Annotated in this window: 15 protein-coding genes; 11 read left to right on the top strand and 4 right to left on the bottom strand. The window is 41.4% G+C overall.

Going from position 1 to position 17,664, the window contains the following annotated elements; genetic code table 11:
- Nucleotides 1-27 precede the first annotated feature (27 nt).
- Nucleotides 28-942 carry a LysR family transcriptional regulator gene (locus C6N34_RS13165; protein ID WP_115538723.1) on the top strand — a complete coding sequence of 305 codons (915 nt, stop codon included), beginning with the start codon at nt 28-30 and terminating at the stop codon, nt 940-942.
- Nucleotides 939-1,982 carry an anthranilate phosphoribosyltransferase gene (gene trpD / locus C6N34_RS13170; RefSeq protein ID WP_057178347.1) on the top strand — a complete coding sequence of 348 codons (1,044 nt, stop codon included), beginning with the start codon at nt 939-941 and terminating at the stop codon, nt 1,980-1,982. Before C6N34_RS13165 ends, trpD begins: the two co-directional genes overlap by 4 nt.
- Here trpD and C6N34_RS13175 read toward each other — a convergent pair.
- Nucleotides 1,912-2,928 (bottom strand): retropepsin-like aspartic protease family protein, encoded by a 1,017-nt coding sequence (locus C6N34_RS13175; protein WP_057178346.1) that lies wholly within the window; start codon nt 2,926-2,928, stop codon nt 1,912-1,914. The two genes, trpD and C6N34_RS13175, sit on opposite strands and share 71 nt — an antisense overlap.
- A 115-nt stretch (nt 2,929-3,043) precedes the next feature.
- Between C6N34_RS13175 and carA the strand changes: the two genes are divergently transcribed.
- The 5 genes from carA to C6N34_RS13200 all read left to right on the top strand — a co-directional run bounded on the left by carA (nt 3,044) and on the right by C6N34_RS13200 (nt 6,691).
- Nucleotides 3,044-4,201, top strand: a complete 1,158-nt coding sequence (gene carA / locus C6N34_RS13180; RefSeq protein ID WP_057178345.1) for a glutamine-hydrolyzing carbamoyl-phosphate synthase small subunit — start codon at nt 3,044-3,046, stop codon at nt 4,199-4,201.
- A gap of 81 nt (nt 4,202-4,282) precedes the next feature.
- Nucleotides 4,283-4,636 (top strand): STAS domain-containing protein, encoded by a 354-nt coding sequence (locus C6N34_RS13185; RefSeq protein ID WP_057178344.1) that lies wholly within the window; start codon nt 4,283-4,285, stop codon nt 4,634-4,636.
- 137 nt (nt 4,637-4,773) lie between these two features.
- Nucleotides 4,774-5,241, top strand: coding sequence for a Mini-ribonuclease 3 (locus C6N34_RS13190; RefSeq protein WP_115538724.1), 468 nt, complete (start codon nt 4,774-4,776; stop codon nt 5,239-5,241).
- 91 nt (nt 5,242-5,332) lie between these two features.
- Nucleotides 5,333-6,295 (top strand): 23S rRNA (guanosine(2251)-2'-O)-methyltransferase RlmB, encoded by a 963-nt coding sequence (gene rlmB / locus C6N34_RS13195; protein ID WP_006276515.1) that lies wholly within the window; start codon nt 5,333-5,335, stop codon nt 6,293-6,295.
- 96 nt (nt 6,296-6,391) lie between these two features.
- Nucleotides 6,392-6,691, top strand: a complete 300-nt coding sequence (locus tag C6N34_RS13200) for a DUF1816 domain-containing protein (protein ID WP_057178343.1) — start codon at nt 6,392-6,394, stop codon at nt 6,689-6,691.
- 62 nt (nt 6,692-6,753) lie between these two features.
- Here the strand turns inward: C6N34_RS13200 and C6N34_RS13205 are convergent, their stop codons facing one another.
- Complete coding sequence (locus C6N34_RS13205; RefSeq protein WP_065180044.1) at nt 6,754-7,509, bottom strand: DsbA family protein; 756 nt, start codon at nt 7,507-7,509, stop codon at nt 6,754-6,756.
- 2,482 nt (nt 7,510-9,991) lie between these two features.
- Here C6N34_RS13205 and C6N34_RS13210 point away from each other — a divergent pair.
- The 3 genes from C6N34_RS13210 (at nt 9,992) to C6N34_RS13220 (ending at nt 12,120) form a co-directional block, all read left to right on the top strand.
- Nucleotides 9,992-10,456 carry a DUF29 domain-containing protein gene (locus C6N34_RS13210; RefSeq protein WP_236107047.1) on the top strand — a complete coding sequence of 155 codons (465 nt, stop codon included), beginning with the start codon at nt 9,992-9,994 and terminating at the stop codon, nt 10,454-10,456.
- 159 nt (nt 10,457-10,615) lie between these two features.
- Nucleotides 10,616-11,761, top strand: coding sequence for an AAA family ATPase (locus tag C6N34_RS13215; RefSeq protein WP_115538727.1), 1,146 nt, complete (start codon nt 10,616-10,618; stop codon nt 11,759-11,761).
- Nucleotides 11,755-12,120 (top strand): hypothetical protein, encoded by a 366-nt coding sequence (locus C6N34_RS13220; protein WP_115538728.1) that lies wholly within the window; start codon nt 11,755-11,757, stop codon nt 12,118-12,120. The genes C6N34_RS13215 and C6N34_RS13220 overlap by 7 nt, the downstream gene beginning before the upstream one ends.
- 168 nt (nt 12,121-12,288) lie before the next feature.
- Here the strand turns inward: C6N34_RS13220 and C6N34_RS13225 are convergent, their stop codons facing one another.
- Both C6N34_RS13225 and C6N34_RS13230 read right to left on the bottom strand, forming a co-directional pair.
- The gene (locus C6N34_RS13225; RefSeq protein ID WP_220272387.1) at nt 12,289-12,447 is read right to left on the bottom strand and encodes a hypothetical protein; all 159 of its coding nucleotides are present in this window, start codon (nt 12,445-12,447) and stop codon (nt 12,289-12,291) included.
- A 44-nt stretch (nt 12,448-12,491) separates the two neighbouring features.
- Nucleotides 12,492-16,478, bottom strand: coding sequence for a magnesium chelatase subunit H (locus C6N34_RS13230; RefSeq protein WP_115538729.1), 3,987 nt, complete (start codon nt 16,476-16,478; stop codon nt 12,492-12,494).
- 444 nt (nt 16,479-16,922) lie between these two features.
- Between C6N34_RS13230 and C6N34_RS13235 the strand changes: the two genes are divergently transcribed.
- Entirely contained in the window at nt 16,923-17,525 is a 603-nt protein-coding gene (locus C6N34_RS13235; protein ID WP_236107049.1) for an alpha-ketoglutarate-dependent dioxygenase AlkB family protein, read from the top strand.
- Nucleotides 17,526-17,664 lie beyond the last annotated feature (139 nt).

The following is a 17,664-nucleotide window of genomic DNA, read 5'->3' on the forward strand; positions in this document are numbered from 1 at the left end:
AAGAACTGCTGTTAGAGGAGAATCACCTTGAACCAAGCGACACTGCACCAGTTGAAGGTGTTCGAGGCCGCTGCAAGACACGGTAGCTTTACCCGTGCTGCAGAGGAACTATTTCTTACCCAACCTACTGTCTCCATGCAAATCAAACAACTGACTAAATCCGTGGGTCTACCATTGTTTGAACAGGTGGGTAAACGCCTATTTTTGACTGAAGCTGGAAGGGAATTATTTGCCACCTGTCGTGAGATTTTTAATGTTATTTCCCAGTTTGAAATAACTGTAGCAGATCTTAAAGGACTAAAACAAGGTAGCTTACGTTTGGCAGTCATTACTACTGCCAAATACATTATTCCCCGTTTGTTGGGACCTTTTTGTGAACTTTATCCAGGAATTGATGTTTCCCTACAGGTAACAAACCATGAAGGCATCTTGGAACGGATGACTGCCAATTTGGATGACTTGTATATTATGAGTCAACTGCCAGAGCATTTGGATATTCAGTTTCAACCTTTTTTAGAGAATCCCCTAGTGGTTTTTGCACCTGTGAATCATCCTTTGTCTACGGAAACCAACATTTCTTTGGAAAGATTGGCACAGGAACCATTTATTATGCGCGAACCTGGTTCTGGTACTCGCCGTGCCATCCAGAGTTTATTAGAGGAAAATGGTATTAAAGTCAAGGTTAAATTAGAACTGGGTAGTAATGAAGCAATTAAGCAAGCTATTGCTGGAGGTTTAGGCATATCGGTTTTATCCCGTCATACCTTACTGGGTGATGCCCACCAATTTAGTATTTTGGACGCACAACATTTTCCTATCAAACGTACCTGGTATATAGTTCATCCTTCCGGTAAGCAGTTGTCCATCGTCGCTCGTACTTATTATGAATACCTGTTAGAAGCGGCAAAAAGAATTGTCGAAGAGGAAATTATCCAATCATGATAAACCCAGTTTCTGATGATACCTGGTCAAACTTACTCAAACAGCTATTAGACCGCCAATCATTATCCCGCAATCAAGCAGCAATCCTTATGGAAGGGTGGATTCAGGAAAAGATTCCCCCCGAACTGTCCGGGGCAATATTAACCGCACTCCATTTCAAAGGGGTGTCTCCAGAGGAATTGACTGGTATGGCGGGGGTCCTAAAAGGTTTATGTCTGAAAACCAAGCCAGAAAATACCCCCCTTATTGACACTTGTGGTACTGGTGGAGACGGAGCAGCTACCTTTAATATTTCTACAGCGGTGGCTTTTGTCGCTGCTGCTGCTGGTGTACCGGTAGCTAAACACGGCGGACGTTCTGCTTCTAGCTTAACCGGTAGCGCAGATGTTTTAGAAGCTTTAGGAGTGAACCTAAATGCACCTGCTGAAAAAATACAAGCTGCAGTCAGGGAAGTGGGAATTACCTTTCTCTTTGCTCCGGGATGGCATCCGGCCATGAAAGCCGTAGCTCCATTACGACGCAGTTTAAAAATTAGAACTGTATTTAATTTGTTAGGTCCATTAGTTAATCCCATGGCACCCACAGGACAAATCATAGGGGTATTTGATCCTACCTTGATTGGGACTGTGGCCCAAACCCTAAATAATTTGGGGACACAAATGGCAATTGTATTACACGGTAGGGAAAAATTAGATGAAGCAGGATTGGGGGGAATCACCGACCTGGCGGTTTTGAATCAAGGGGAAGTGCAAATTACTACCCTCAACCCCGAGGAAGCAGGAGTTACACCAGCATCCATTACCGCTTTAAAAGGTGGTAGTGTAGCCGAAAATGCTGATATTTTAACTAGGGTGTTACAGGGCAAAGGCACTACAGCTCAACAAGATGTAGTAGCATTAAATGCCTCCCTAGCATTACAAGTCGCTGGTGTGGTTCCTTTGTTCCATCATCATCAGGGAGTAAACATGGCTAGGGAAATTCTGGCAACTGGTAGTCCTTGGGAAAAGTTGGAACAGCTGGTGGAATTTTTACGGGGGTAGGAGCTGTGTTTTGGGGACGGAATTCCACCACATTCCGCTTAATAGTGATGTCATAATTGCCAAAGAAATCATGTCCTAACAAACCAGTTGTTAGTGCTAACCCAGCAATAGCCACAGGCACCCTTTTTGCCATCACCCCCCCCACCTCCATAGAGTCAACATAGGCTATGGGAAATTCTAGTCCTTGGGAACTGACCGTATTAGCCCTGGCCACGCCAACGGGGACAACCCCTAAAGAGCGAGCCATTTCTTGGGTGATTACAGAACCACTGGCACCCGTATCCACAATCATTTCAAAACGACTTTTGCCATTAAAAGTTACTTCCACAATAGGAGTACCACCAATTCGTCGCTTAATGGGTACAATGTATACTTGATCTTGGTCGTTAGTATTCTCCCTTGGAATCTTCTTAGTGGCAATGTCTGGTGAAGGTGATTGGAAATCTGGTATGGTCGGCGTTTCCCTCACGGGGGGGGAATAAAGTATTTTTCTCCCTGGGTTTGACCTGTTTACCACCGGGGAATCTGGTGATAAGGAGGATCCTCTGCTAGGATTACCCTGTTGACGAGCCAGTTGGAGTTGACCCTTATACTCGATAATCTTTTTTTGAGCAAAAGCAAAATTGGGGCTATTGGGTCTGATTTGTTTTAATAGGGCGATCGCTCGGTTAAAATTACTCTCCACCAATTGCCAATCCTCAGCAGATTGGGCCCACTGACCAATCCTGACAGCACTAGCACCTTTGTCTAAAGCCAATTCCAGCACACTGACTTCTTGACTGTGTGGCAGTCTTTTAGGTGGTTGTACTGCTGCTAAATTACCCACGTCCCTGGAGTGGTTTATGCTTTGATTGCTCTGTTGATGACCAGTACAGGCAACTATCAAAGTTGCTAAAGCACTAGTCATGACAATCACAGTTGTGCGTGGCAAAATAGAATCTAACATAGTTTCTTACAGATTAACCACCTGACCATCTCCCATTTTAACCTTTCAACAATTCAAACATACTTGAGATTTAACAATTTCTATCATAACTAACAAAATAGGTCACTAATTACTTATGGCTATATCTGAAACAATACCTGCCCTTTTAGTTCTAGCAGACGGATCCGCATATCGTGGCTGGTCTTTTGGAGCGCTGGGAACAACAGTAGGAGAAGTAGTATTTAACACTGGTATGACTGGATATCAAGAAGTGCTAACCGATCCTAGTTATACAGGACAAATAGTAATTTTTACTTATCCAGAATTGGGAAACACAGGAGTTAATCCCGAGGACGAGGAATCGGTAAGACCTCATATAAAGGGAGTAATTGCCCGCAATATATGTCATCAACCCAGTAACTGGCGTTCAACCCAACCCCTAACAGAGTACTTGAAACAGCAGCAAATTCCTGGTATATTTGGAATAGACACAAGAGCCCTAACCCGGAAAATTAGAATTGATGGAGCAATGAATGGGGGGATTTCCACAACCATTTTAGAGGAAACAGAATTACTAGAGCTAGTACAAGCAGCACCAAGTATGACTGGACTAAACTTAGTGAAGCAGGTAACCACAAAAAAAGTCTATGAATGGTCAGAACCGACCCCGGAAGTATGGGAATTTAATTCCCAGTCCAGCGCCAGCAAAGGGGAAGCCCTAACGGTAGTAGCATTAGATTTTGGGGTAAAAAGAAATATTCTTAGACGTTTGGCCAGTTATGGTTGTAGAGTAATAGTTGTTCCCGCCCACACAACCGCCGAAGAAATTTTGGCATATAATCCAGATGGTATTTTTCTCTCTAACGGTCCTGGGGATCCAGCAGCAGTAACAGAAGGGATCACCACTGCCAAAAGCCTGCTAGGGAGCAAAAAACCCATGTTTGGGATTTGTATGGGTCACCAAATATTAGGTCATGCCCTGGGGGCCCAAACCTTTAAACTAAAATTTGGGCATCGGGGTTTAAATCAACCAGCTGGATTACAAACAAGAGTAGAAATTACCAGCCAGAATCATAGTTTTGCTATTGATCCGGATTCTCTACCATCAGCAGTGGTAGAGGTTAGTCATCTGAACTTAAATGATCAAACGGTTGCTGGAGTGCGTCACAAATCCCTACCTATTTTTTCCGTCCAGTATCACCCCGAGGCCAGTCCCGGTCCCCACGATGCTGATTACTTATTTGAGCAATTTGTGCTAGAAATGCAAACAGCACGTCAAAAGGGGGAAATTTGATCCCCAACAAGCGTTTTATCGTTTAGTTATTTTAGTTAATAGGAACAGGAGGGAGTTATTGCAGAAGTACTAAATTTAACCGTGAGCCTGAGGGGCACTCTGGAAGTTAGGGATAAGGATAACTACCAGCTTTTCCGTCTCACAGGATTGTTAGATGCCTTTTCGGAGCCAACATTTCGTAAGGTACTAGAGGGTAAAATTGGGGAAGGTCCAAACAATATAATTCTGGATCTGTCACAGATTGACTTTATAGACAGTTCGGGTTTGGGTGCCCTGGTGCAATTAGCCAAGATAGCCAAGTTAGGCGAAAATCAGGGAAGTTTCCAAATTGTCACTAATGCCCGGGTGACTCAAACAGTCAAGCTTGTGCGGTTGGAAAAATTTCTCTCCTTACAAACTTCGGTTGAGAGGGCTCTAGAAAACATTAAATCGTGACAGATCCCCAAAAACATTCCCCAGTTGATGATGAGGAAGTGGAAAAAGTCCCAGTTTTTCCCTTCCTCATCTGACTGAACCTATTTCCCGAGAACACAAAAGCACTGCCAAATTTCAAGCCAAGGAATAATTAACAGGTGAAACCCCAGGAGGAAGATTCCCAAACCGAAGATGAAATTGCCACAGAGCAATCATCTCAAATTCTGGCATTGCCTGGTCAATCTCCCCAGTTTCTATGTGAAGCCCAAGTAAAAAAAATCTCTCCTGCAGCCTTAGCTTATTTAGGTGATGCAATTTATGAACTTTATGTTAGAATGTTTTATCTGTGGCCACAGCAAAGACCGGAGATTTATCATAGCTTGGTAGTAGCGCAAGTGAGAGCAGAAAAACAGGCCTCACATTTACGCTCTTTGATTCCTGAACTGAGGAATCATGAATTAGAAATCGTTCGCAGGGGGCGCAATGCAGCCACAGGGCGTCCCAAACGACTAGATCCCGAAATTTACCAGCAGGCCACCAGTTTAGAAACTTTAGTTGGCTATTTATATCTCACGGATTACCCCCGTTTAACAGAATTGCTACAAAAACTCCCTCTGGAAAAATAATTAACTAGCTTACTTGTGTCATAGCAAAATAGTTATGGTTGATGAAGCCAGATGGAATCGTTTGTTCACATACTTACTACAATAAATAACCATGAGCTACCAACCTAAAAAGAACAATCACACCAGGGAATCGGAACGTCCGCAACCAATAAAGATCAAAGGTAAGCGCGTCCTAAGTCATCCCATTCGCACCCACAAGAAAGCAGAGGTTATACCCCCTAAACCTCGCCTCCTAGACCAACCGGTACAAACTAAAAACTCTGAAGAGCAAGATAATGACCTTATTTATGGACGCCATCCTGTCCTAAGTGCTTTGGAAAGTCATCGTAATCTTAACCGTCTTTGGATTACTTCCCGGTTAAGGTATGATCCCAGATTTCATCATCTAGTTCTCCAAGCCAAAGATAATGGCACTGTAATTGACGAAGTTGACCCCAAGCGTTTAGACCAAATTACCAATGGTGGAAATCACCAAGGTGTAGCTGCTCAAATTGCTCCCTATACCTACACTGAATTAGAGGACTTAATTAGTCAGGCCCAGACTGTATCAGAACCAGTGATAGTTGTTGCTGATGGGATTACCGATCCCCACAACCTGGGAGCAATTATTCGCACTGCTGAGGCCATTGGCGCCCAGGGACTAGTAATTCCTCAAAGAAGAGCTGTTGGCATTACCTCCACCGTAGTGAAAGTCGCTGCTGGGGCTTTAGAAAACTTTTCTGTGGCTAGAGTTGTTAATTTAAGTCGCGCTTTAGAACAGCTAAAAGAGTCCGGATTTTGGATTTATGGAACTGCTGCTACCGGCAGTGAACCTCTACATAGCGTTAGGTTCACAGGCTCTACAGTTTTAGTAGTTGGATCCGAGGGCGAAGGTCTGAGTATGTTGACACAAAAATCCTGTGATGTTCTAGTCTCTATTCCCTTGCAGGGTAAGACCCCTAGCCTCAATGCCTCCGTAGCAACTGGTATGGCACTTTATGAAATTTATCGCCAACGCTTGTCAAATACTCATTATCTTGATAAATTACATACATTTTCTGGGAAAAAACTTTGAAAAAATCAACCTAACAGAGTATAAAGAAATGTAAAACCTAATCTGTTTTAATTTTGTTCTGTGACCTGTTAACACATTTATAAATTGGTGGAAACCATGAAAAATATTTGGCAAAACCTTAAAGAGTCCTTAATCAACCTAAATAACAATTTGGGTTTGGCTTGGTGGGTGGAGATTGTCACTCAGAATCCCCGTTGTACCTATTACTTTGGGCCTTTTTTAAGCGTGACCGAGGCCACATCTGCCAGTAATGGCTATGTAGAGGACTTGGAAGCAGAAGGGGCGCAGGGGATTACAATCAACGTTAAACGTTGCAAACCTGATAATCTGACCATTGAAGACCTGGGGGGAAAGATTGACCGCAAAGTAAAGCCTGTCTTTAGCGGTCAGGTTTAGAAATTATTGGCTGCAAAACTCCTACGCTGGTAAAGCGGGGAGTTATGCTCATTTGTGCTTATTTAATTTCTAGCAGCTGCCAAAAATGTTTCCAGCTCTGATAGCTGGATAGGTCCAGTAAAATTTGGACTAGTGATAATAAAAGAGGGGGTACCAGAAAGGTTGAGATTGTTGACCAAATCTAGGTCTTTTTGAATTGCTTTGTCTGCTAGCTGTCTATCTTGATTAAACTTGCCTAGATCTAATTTGAGACTTTTCGCAGTTTCTATGTATAGACTTTCCCCTAGCTGGTTTTGTTTAGTGAACAAGGTGTCGTGATACTGCCAAAACTTACCTTGTTGATGTGCAGCCCAGGCAGCCCTAGCAGCTGGTAATGCTTGAATATGGGTTTGAAAAAGAGGAAAATGTTTATAAACCAGGGTAAATCGGTTAGGATACTTTTTCAATAAATCCTTGAGGGTTTTATGTGCTTCACTGCAATAAGGGCACTGAAAGTCAGAAAACTCTAAAAGAACAGTTTGTAGTTTTGATGAACCGATAGTAGGGGAGTTACCAATAACATCCTGTGGGTTTTGGCTGAATTTCTTGATAAACTCTTGTCTCCTGGTGATAACTCTTTGCTGTTGTTCCTCTTGGTATGCTTGAACACTTTCGATAATAGTTATCGGGTTACGACGGATAATTTCTAGTACTTGTTGTTCTAGTTTTGGATCTATTTGAGTTTGGGCATAGGTCGGTAGTATGAAAGCAGACCAAAATAAAGTACTCAGTAGAATACTGGAAATACGAACTATCCAATTTTTAAAAACTTGACTCATGACAAAAGAGGAAATGGTTATTAACCAGAGTAGCTGATGGCGACAACTTTGGAGGAATTAAACGCAAGATGAACGTAGGTTGAGCTTGGGTTGAGAAACGAAACCCCCATGGGTTACACCGCTGGGGTGAGATCTCGCGAAGGACTAGCAACCTGGAGAATGTCTGTGTGGGAGACCAGGAATAAAATCCTGATGATATGAGTCAGGTTTTAGACATTTTTGGGAAAATTGGTAATAGTATTGATTAGAAGCTAAACTAAGTAATAATTACAACAGACACCATGGCTAGAAATTCTAAGGATTTTAAGGATTTGATGAGACAAAAGCAGAGTTCTCGAGGTAAGCATAAAAATATGGAAGCGCTCATAGAAAAGATGCAACGGGCGGGATTTGGAGAATCGTCTGCAAATATGCTAAGAGAACCCAAGGGACATCCCAAAATGGCGGAAATCAGGGTATCATCTCCAAGAGACAATAGTCGACCCCCCCGATGGAGAAAAAAATGGGCGCGGAGGTAGTTGAAATTAACTGCGATCGCTATTTTATAGGATTTCCGGTGTAATTATCAAAGATGGGAAAAATCCTGCAGGAGATGGAAGGAGTAGCGATCGCTCGCGAATATCAAATACTAGTGAGTGGAATTAAATATAGGATTAACGTAGGTTGGGTTGAAGGATGAAACCCAACACCCGCATGGATAAACCTGTGCCTACCTACATAAGGAGAGCGATCGCTCTTTCGCGAAGGGAATATCAAATATTAGTTGCGATCGCCATTTTATAGGATTTCCGGTGTAATTACCAAAGATGGGAAAAATCCTGCTAGGAGATAGATAAGGAGTAGCGATCGCTCGCGAATATCAAATACTAGTGAGTGGAATTAAATATAAGACAATGTAGGTTGGGTTGAAGGATGAAACCCAACACCCGCATGGATAAACCTGTGCCTACCTACAAAGGAGAGCGATCGCTCTTTCGCGAGGGGAATATCAAATATTAGTTGCGATCGCCATTTTATAGGATTTCCGGTGTAATTACCAAAGATGGGAAAAATCCTGCTAGGAGATAGATAAGGAGTAGCGATCGCTCGCGAATATCAAATACTAGTGAGTGGAATTAAATATAAGACAATGTAGGTTGGGTTGAAGGATGAAACCCAACACCCGCATGGATAAACCTGTGCCTACCTACAAAGGAGAGCGATCGCTCTTTCGCGAGGGGAATATCAAATATTAGTTGCGATCGCCATTTTATAGGATTTCCGGTGTAATTACCAAAGATGGGAAAAATCCTGCTAGGAGATAGATAAGGAGTAGCGATCGCTCGCGAATATCAAATACTAGTGAGTGGAATTAAATATAAGACAATGTAGGTTGGGTTGAAGTATGAAACCCAACACCCGCATGGATAAACCATCCTACAAATAATTGTGCCTCCCTACAAGCGATCGCTCGCGAACATCAAATACTAGTGAGTGGAATTAAATATAGGATTAACGTAGGTTGGGTTGAAGGATGAAACCCAACACCCCCAACCCATCCTACAAATAATTGTGCCTACCTACAAGCGATCGCTCTTTCGCGAAGGGAATATCAAATATTAGTGGGTAGTGTTGAAAAGCGATTCCCATTATTATTGGGTGGAGAAAACCCAACAGACAATTTACCAAACGTGACCAAATTATTTGGGGTTGTATAACTTAAAATGGTTGTACAATCGTATTAACCCATAAATTCGTATATAAAAGATAAACAATAAGAAAAAATTATATTTATAGGGGGTTGAGATAAGTTTTTTTGTGGTCGAAGGGATAAAAATGTGGTATTATGAGAGTTGAGTATAATGGAGTGTAAGCATTCGCAAAAAAAGTGCACAGATTTCCATTGTCAGGGTATCATCTCCAAGAGACAATAGTCAACCCCCCCGATGGAGAAAAAAATGGGCGCGGGGGTAATTGAAATTAACTGCGATCGCTATTTTATAGGATTTCCGGTGTAATTACCAAAGATGGGAAAAATCCTGCAGGAGATGGAAGGAGTAGCGATCGCTCGCGAACATCAAATACTAGTGATTGGAATTAAATATAAGACAATGTAGGTTGGGTTGAAGGATGAAACCCAACGCCCTCATGGATAAACCATCCTACAAATAATTGTGCCTACCTACAAAGGAGAGCGATCGCTCTTTCGCGAGGGGAATATCAAATATTAGTAGTATTGAAACACCAGCGGGATATAGATTTCCATTATTATTGGGTGGAGAAAACCCAACAGACAATTTACCAAACGTGACCAAATTATTTGGGGTTGTATAACTTAAAATGGTTGTACAATCCTATTAACCCATAGATTTGTATATAAAAGATGAACAATAAGAAAAAATTAAGTTTTTTGTGGTCAAAGGGAAAAATGGGAAAAATTCTGTAGCGATATAATTTAGGAGATAGGAGGAATAGCGATCGCTGGCGAAAAGGAGAAATTAGGATGAATGCTACCAACTATGATGAGGATATTGTCGCTTGGGCAAATCAACAGGCTAAATTTATACGCAGTCGCCAATTTCACTTGCTTGACCTGGAGCATATTGCGGAGGAAATAGAGGATGTGGGTAAGAGCGAACAAAGGGAACTAGGTAGTCGCATGGCTGTCTTGTTATGTCATCTCCTTAAATGGCAGTATCAACCTTTGCTCAGGGGGTCCAGTTGGCAAGCAACAATTAGAACCCAACGGGACCGTATTAGATGTCGCTTGCAGAAAACGCCTAGCTTAAAAACTTGTTTACAAGACCCAGAGTGGTGGTTAGATGCTTGGGCAGATGCAAAAGATGCTGCAAGCCAACAAACCTCTATTGCTTATGACCAGCTCCCTGAACAATTCCCCTGGGATGGCGATCGCATACTAACGGAAAACTGGTTTCCGGAACTTGAGGAAGGCGAACAATACTATTGAGTCAGAGGTATGCTAGACCAATATTATTAGAGGAGTGGAGAGCGATCGCAGTTTTATTGCTGCGCCACAAATTTTTTTGTTGTGGAAGTTGTTGAATAATTAGAATAATTATTACTCTCTCATAGTACCATATAATTAACCCATATAAGGGAAAAAAATATGAGTCAGCCTGTTTTGCAATACATCGCTACTAAAAACTACAAGAATCTCTATTTACCAGATCCAGTCGAGTTCAATAATTTAAACATTTTACTTGGTCCTAATGGTTCAGGTAAAAGTAATTATATTAACTCTTTAAAATTCCTTAGAGACTGTTTATATCCAACGAAGTATGCTCTGGAAATAAATGGTTTTGAGGATGCGGTCAATAAAATCGGAGGTGCTGGGATTTTAGACAATACCATAGAAGACCCAGCTAGTGTTTACTTTGTTTATTGTTTTGCAGGATTATCCTCCGATTCTACGTCAAAAAACCACATCCTGGAATTGAGTCTTTTAGTGAACCGAAAGGAAGATAGAAAACAAGCAGTAGTTATTGATCAAGAATCATTAAAAGTGGGAGACAAAGTCATAATAGATTTTCCACATCTTTATCTTTATGAACCTGCTAGTAATGTAATTGAAGATGCAAGAAAACTCCTTGATTTTGTTTCACAGTGGCAGTTTTATAATGCCAATAGTTTTGACTTAGAAAAAATTAAAACCTCAGAGACCAAAATAACAAGTCCAGACAAGTACGTATCAGCATCAGGGGATAATCTAGCCTTAGTTTTTGAAAACTTAATCAGGGAAGACATATTTTTTGAAGAAACCATCAATAAAGCCATGACATTAGTTTTACCTAGAACATATCGTATTCGTTGTGTTCGTTCTCAAGAGTTATCATTGGTCATGGAATGGTATTCGTTGGATACAAAGAACCCTTTATGTTTAAAGGAACTATCTGATGGAACCATAAGAATGTTATGTTGGGCGATTATACTACATTCACCTGTGTTACCATCTTTACTGGTTATTGATGAACCAGAATTAGGTTTGCACGTTGCGTGGATGAGAATTTTGTCCGAGTGGATTAAAATGGCTGCCCATAAAACTCAGATCATAATTGCTACCCACAGTCCCGATCTTTTAGATCATTTTACTGACTGTTTAGAGAAGGTTTATTGTTTTGATTCCTATGGTAAAAGTCATTTTTCGATCAAAAAACTTACCCAAGAAATGCTTGCTGATAAATTAGAAGAAGGATGGCAATTAGGTGACTTATATCGAGTTGGCGATCCAACTATTGGAGGGTGGCCATGGTAGTTTGGGTTTTTGCTGGTGGTGGGGAGACAGAAGTTCAATCACTGATCCCGTTTCTTGAGAAGAACTTTAATTGTAAATTTCAACGCAAAACACCCGCAAGGCGTAAACCTGGTCCCAAACCAGGTGTTAAAACGACAGCTTATGGTAGAACGGGTCAAGGACTAATTAATCAAATAAGTCAAGAATTGCCGATCGCTCTAAAAAATGAACCTAAAGTATGTAGTTTAATCTTAGTATTTGATGATTTAGAAGGTTATCATACCCCTTCACTATTACTAGAAATACAACCTAGTCAGCTGATGGGAAAATGTCCCCTATTCAGAAGATTTTATACAGATCTCCAGAGTTTTTGTAAATAGTAAAAATAGATTTGACTAAGTGGGTGGGTGGAATTAAATATAAGATGAACTTAGGTTGGGTTGAAGTATGAAACCCAACGCCACGGGTCTCGTTACTCGACCAATCCTACAAATAATTGTGCCTCCCTACTTAGTATTTAGATTCAAAAGTATCAATTTCAATGGATATCACCACATCAAAGCCAGCAGAATTCCCAGAGAAAGTCCACCTGCTCCGGAAAATAAATCCATGGCAATTGGTCTTTTTTTTGTCTTTCCTTGTTTCTCGAGATATTCCACAAGACCGCATTCATCTGGCTTATCTATATTGCCATGTGCAGAAATCATAGCGATCGCCTAGAGTCTACCCCGAGCGATCGCCACTAATAACCCTAATCTATACCTTCAATGCGGTTTTCCACCTCCTGATACAACTCTCGTAACCTATCTAAATTTTCCTCGCTGGTTTCCCAATAACCACGACCATTGACCTCCAATAGGGTAGAAACTATCTTGCGGAAAGAGTGAGGATTCAAGTTGAGTAGACGTTTTTGCATTTCCTCATCCTTAATAAACGTCTCATTAGTTTCCTCATAAACCCAATTATCCACAGCGCCAGCAGTTGCACTCCAACCAGTGGTATTTACTAACCGTTTAGAAAGCTCCCGCACTCCTTCATAACCGTGAGATAACATTCCCTCATACCATTTAGGATTGAGCAGTTTTGTCCGCGCATCTAAACGCACGGTCTCCGATAAACTTCTCACTTGTGCATTCGCAGTGGTTGTGTCAGCAATATAGGATGCTGGTTTCTTTCCATCTCCCCGCAGACTAGCTACCAACTTGGTGGGATCAGAGTCAAAATAATGAGAAACGTCAGTCAAGCTGATTTCTGAAGAGTCCAGATTTTGAAAAGTTGCATCAGCAGTTTTCAGGGTGTTTTCAAATAACTGACGAGATTCATCCATCACTCCTGGATTGTCAGAATTGAAAGAGAAGGACTTGCGCTTCAAATACATTTCTTGTAATTCTGCTTCACTATCCCAAGTGCTATTCTCCACCGCTAGGTTAATATTCGAGGAATAGGAACCGGAAGCGTTAGAAAACACCCGAGTCGCAGCTTGACGTAGGTTTATACCCATTTCTTGGGCTTGTTGTAGAGCATGTTTCCTTACATAGTTCATCTCCAGGGGTTCATCAGCTTCAGCGGCCATTTTTACCCCTTGGTCAAGCAGGTTCATTTGGTTGATGAACAAATCTCGGAATACTCCAGAACAGTTAATAACCACATCTATCCTGGGTCTCCCCAATTCTTCCAGGGGAATTAATTCTAATTTGTTCACCCTCCCCAAGGAATCAGGAATGGGTCTTACCCCTACCATCCACATGATTTGCGCCAGGGATTCTCCGTAGGTTTTAATATTATCCGTACCCCACAGCACACAAGCGATGGTTTCTGGCCATTGACCATTATTTTCCGCCTTATTCCTGTCTAACAATCTATCCACTACAATTTTCGCTGACTGCACAGCTGCGGTTGTGGGAATAGCTTGTGGATCTAGGGCGTGTATATTTTTACCCGTTGGCAATACGTCCGGATTGCGAATTGGATCCCCTCCCGGTCCCGGTAATATATATTCCCCTTCCAGTCCTTGTAATAAACCTCCTAATTCGTTATCTGCACACACTTGTTTGAGACAAAATTCTAAATACTCAAATAGGGGTTTGAGTGCGGATACATCTACTTTGGTGTAACCCGAGTTATGTAGGGACTCGACCCAGGGTTCTTTTTTACCCATGTTGAAGAAATTTAACTTAGAAACTAGAGAAACTCTACCTTCCGCATCTGTTTGTGCTTGTACTAAAGACCCCACAGCATCACGGGTAGCCATGGTAATATCCTGTAGTAACTGTACATCACTCAAAATACCGCGATCGCTATTTTGGTAAATCTCTTCAATGTCCCTTCCTAAGCTTTGGGCAATGATCCGAGGTAAGCTGAGAATCTCTTCTTCTGTCCGATCCAAACTAGCAATATTAACTAGGGTAGCAACAGCTTCTTGCGCGGTTGGTGGTTTACCAATCACATGTAAACCACAAGGTAGTAACCTAGATTCTATTTCCATTAACTTGCGGTAGACGATCCCCACCACATTATCCCTGTCTTCTGGGGAGAGATCCTTAGCATCGCTTTCGGGAAGGTCTATGTCCTTATCCAAGTTAACAATCCGACACTTGTCAATAATCGCGTTGACAATAGAAACTCCCCTTCCGCTATCCTTCAAGGTTTGATAAGAAGCAATTAACTCACTCAGTTCCTTCAACCCCTTGTATAAACCAGCATTTTCTGCAGGTGGGGTCAAGTAAGAAATAGTTTCTGCATAACTGCGACGTTTGGCAATTGTGGCTTCACTGGGATTATTAGCTGCGTAATAATACAGATTGGGAATTGTGCCAATTAGTTGATCTGGATAGCAATCTCCCGACATGCCCATTTGTTTACCGGGCATAAACTCTAGGGAACCATGGGTACCAAAATGCAAAACCGCATCAGCACCCCAAATTCTTTCTAGGTAGGTATAGAAAGCGGCAAAACCATGGTGAGGACTAGCGGAACGGGAAAATAGTAAGCGCATTGGGTCACCTTCATAACCAAAGGTAGGTTGGACACCAATAAAAACATTACCGAACTCTTTACCGTAAATTAATAAGTTTTGTCCATCACTATTTAAATGTCCTGGTGGTGGTCCCCAGTTTTCTTCTAGACGTTCCGAATAAGGTGTGAGGGTCTCATATTCTGACACAGACATTTTATAAGCAATATTCAGTTCGGGACTGGCATACTGTGCTTGTGCGTCATGAATCACTTGTTCCATCAGTTCCTTAGCAGTGTCAGGAACATTCTGTACGTCATATCCATTATTTCTCAATCCTTTGAGAACTTCATGAATAGAACCAAATACATCTAAATAAGCAGCAGTTCCCACGTTACCTTTGTCAGGGGGAAAGCTAAAAACCGTAATGGCAATCTTTTTATCCAATTTTGGTTTACGACGGAGACTAGCCCATTTTAAGGCACGTTGGGCAACTATTTCCACCCTATCCTGCAGTGCGATCGCCCTTCCTGTAGCACCATCTTTACCGGAGAGGATAATTGGCTCAATTGCACCATCTAATTCAGGTATGGCAATTTGTAGAGCTACTTGAATAGGATGTAAACCCAAATCACTATTTAACCATTCTTCCGTGGTTTGAAACACTAGGGGTAGAGCCACCATATAAGGACGGTTGAGCCGTTTTAATGCTTCTATGGCTTTGGGATGGTCTTGTCTTGCAGGTCCACCTACTAAAGCAAATCCAGTTAAAGATACCACCCCATCCACTAACTGTCTTTGACTTGTGGGCTCATAGAAATAGGCATTCACAGGCTTAGAAAAGTCCAATCCTCCAGCAAATACCGGGAGAACCTTAGCACCTAAAGACTCTAATTCTTGGACTATGGCCACATAATGAGCATCATCCCCAGTAACCAGGTGAGTTCGCTGCAACACTAAACCCACACAGGGTGCTAAAGGGTCTTTTAAGGTTTTGGGAATATCTTTACGACTATTATACCAATTGAGATATTCCCTCACATCTTCAAACATGGTAGGAGCTAAAGGATGCCAAATCCCCATATCTGGATAAACTATGGGTGCTTGATATTCAGATTTAGCCAGATTTGTTTTGTCTTCACCTTTCAAAACATATTTATCTGCCAACATCAGCAAAAAGTTTTCTAGATTTTCTGCTGAACCACCCAACCAATATTGAAAACTCAGCATGAAATTTCTTGCATCCTGGGCTTTTTCCATAGGAAGAAATTTCAGCACTTGGGGGAGGGTACGTAATAACTTGAGCATTCCATCTTGAAACCCCGCGCCAGATTTTTCCTTGCGCTTTTTCATGAAGTTGGCGATAACCCCTTTAGATTGTCCCAACTGTGCCAAGGAAAAACTACCCATTTTATTCAGGCGCATTACTTCGGGCATAGATGGAAAAACAACCGCTACATCGAAATTATCCCGGTGTGGTGCCACAGCAGTAACCAGTTTCTGTGCTAAATCTTCAATAAATATCAGAGAGGCAATGAATATATTAGCACTAGCTATATCACGTTTGAATTCTTCATAATTTTCTGGATTGCGCAGTTCTTCAATTAAATAGCCACTAATTTCAATCCCTATGGAGGGATGTTTGGCATTAATTTGCCTTACTGCTTGAGATAAGGAACTTTGATATTGAGACTCAAGGACAACATAAACGACCTTGATGAGAGTACGGTCCCCTAAATTATCAGGTTCAATATGTCTAATTGTGGATTTCACCTGGGTGAACATTTAGAAAAGCTCCTTTGATGCGTGTGGTCTGTTGGAAGTTCTTCTCTTCCATTTTCTTAGGCAATTAAGAGTTTTGTACCAGAAAACCCGGGTTGAGTGGGAGTTTTCCTCTGGAACTGAAACAAAATGATATAAAAAACGTAACCATTATTAGCAAATCTTAATGATTTAGCAAGACTTTTTCAAATTCCGACTCACTATTAATTTAGGGAGGCACAATTATTTTGTAGGGTGGGTCGAGTAACGAGACCCATGGGGGTGTTGGGTTTCATGCTTCAACCCAACCTACTTTCATCTTATATTTAATTCTACTCACCCACTTAGGTAGGGTAACCGATGGGGTGTTCCGTTTCATGCTTCAACCCAACCTACTTTCATTTTAGACCTCACCTAATTAAGTTAAATTATTTATAAGGAAGGTGCTGTTTGTATCATAATCACCACTTGACTGAAAAAAATCTGTTTGAGCATAAAGTAATTATTGCTACTGATGGCAATGTAATACTGTATCCTGAGTTTTTCAGTGTGGAACAGTCTAACCAGTTGTTTTGCGAGTTATATGGTAATATTAAGTGGAAACAAGAAATTATTCATTTGTTTGGCAAAAAAATGCCCATTCCACGACTGACTGCATGGTATGGGGATGAGGGTAAATCCTATACCTACTCTGGAATAGAACAGCACCCAGAATCTTGGAATCCTACATTGAAGTTTATTAAATCTAAAATTGAGGAAATTGTACCAGTTAGGTTTAATAGTGTTTTAATAAATCTATATAGAGATGGTAAGGATAGTATGGGGTGGCACAGTGACGATGAACCAGAATTGGGTAAGAATCCTCTGATTGCTTCCCTTAGTTTTGGTGCAACTCGTCGGTTTTATTTACGACACAAATATGACAAGAGTCAAAAGACTGTTATTGACTTAGAAAATGGTAGTTTACTGTTAATGCAAGACCAGACACAGCACTTTTGGCAACATCAAGTTGGGAAAACAGCTAAAAAAGTTCAATCTAGAATCAACTTGACGTTTAGAATTGTTAATTGACATTAACCGTTAATGTATGGGGGGATTCACCCACCGTAAAGTTTTTTGTACTTTTTAGCCAGGGATCATTTTTGGTTGTTAGTATGCGGGTGCGGTCAATTAGATATCCTAACTTAAAACCTATTAAAACCTAACTGTT

Origin of the sequence: Cylindrospermopsis raciborskii Cr2010 (assembly GCF_003367075.2) — a bacterium.
GTDB lineage: Bacteria > Cyanobacteriota > Cyanobacteriia > Cyanobacteriales > Nostocaceae > Raphidiopsis > Raphidiopsis raciborskii.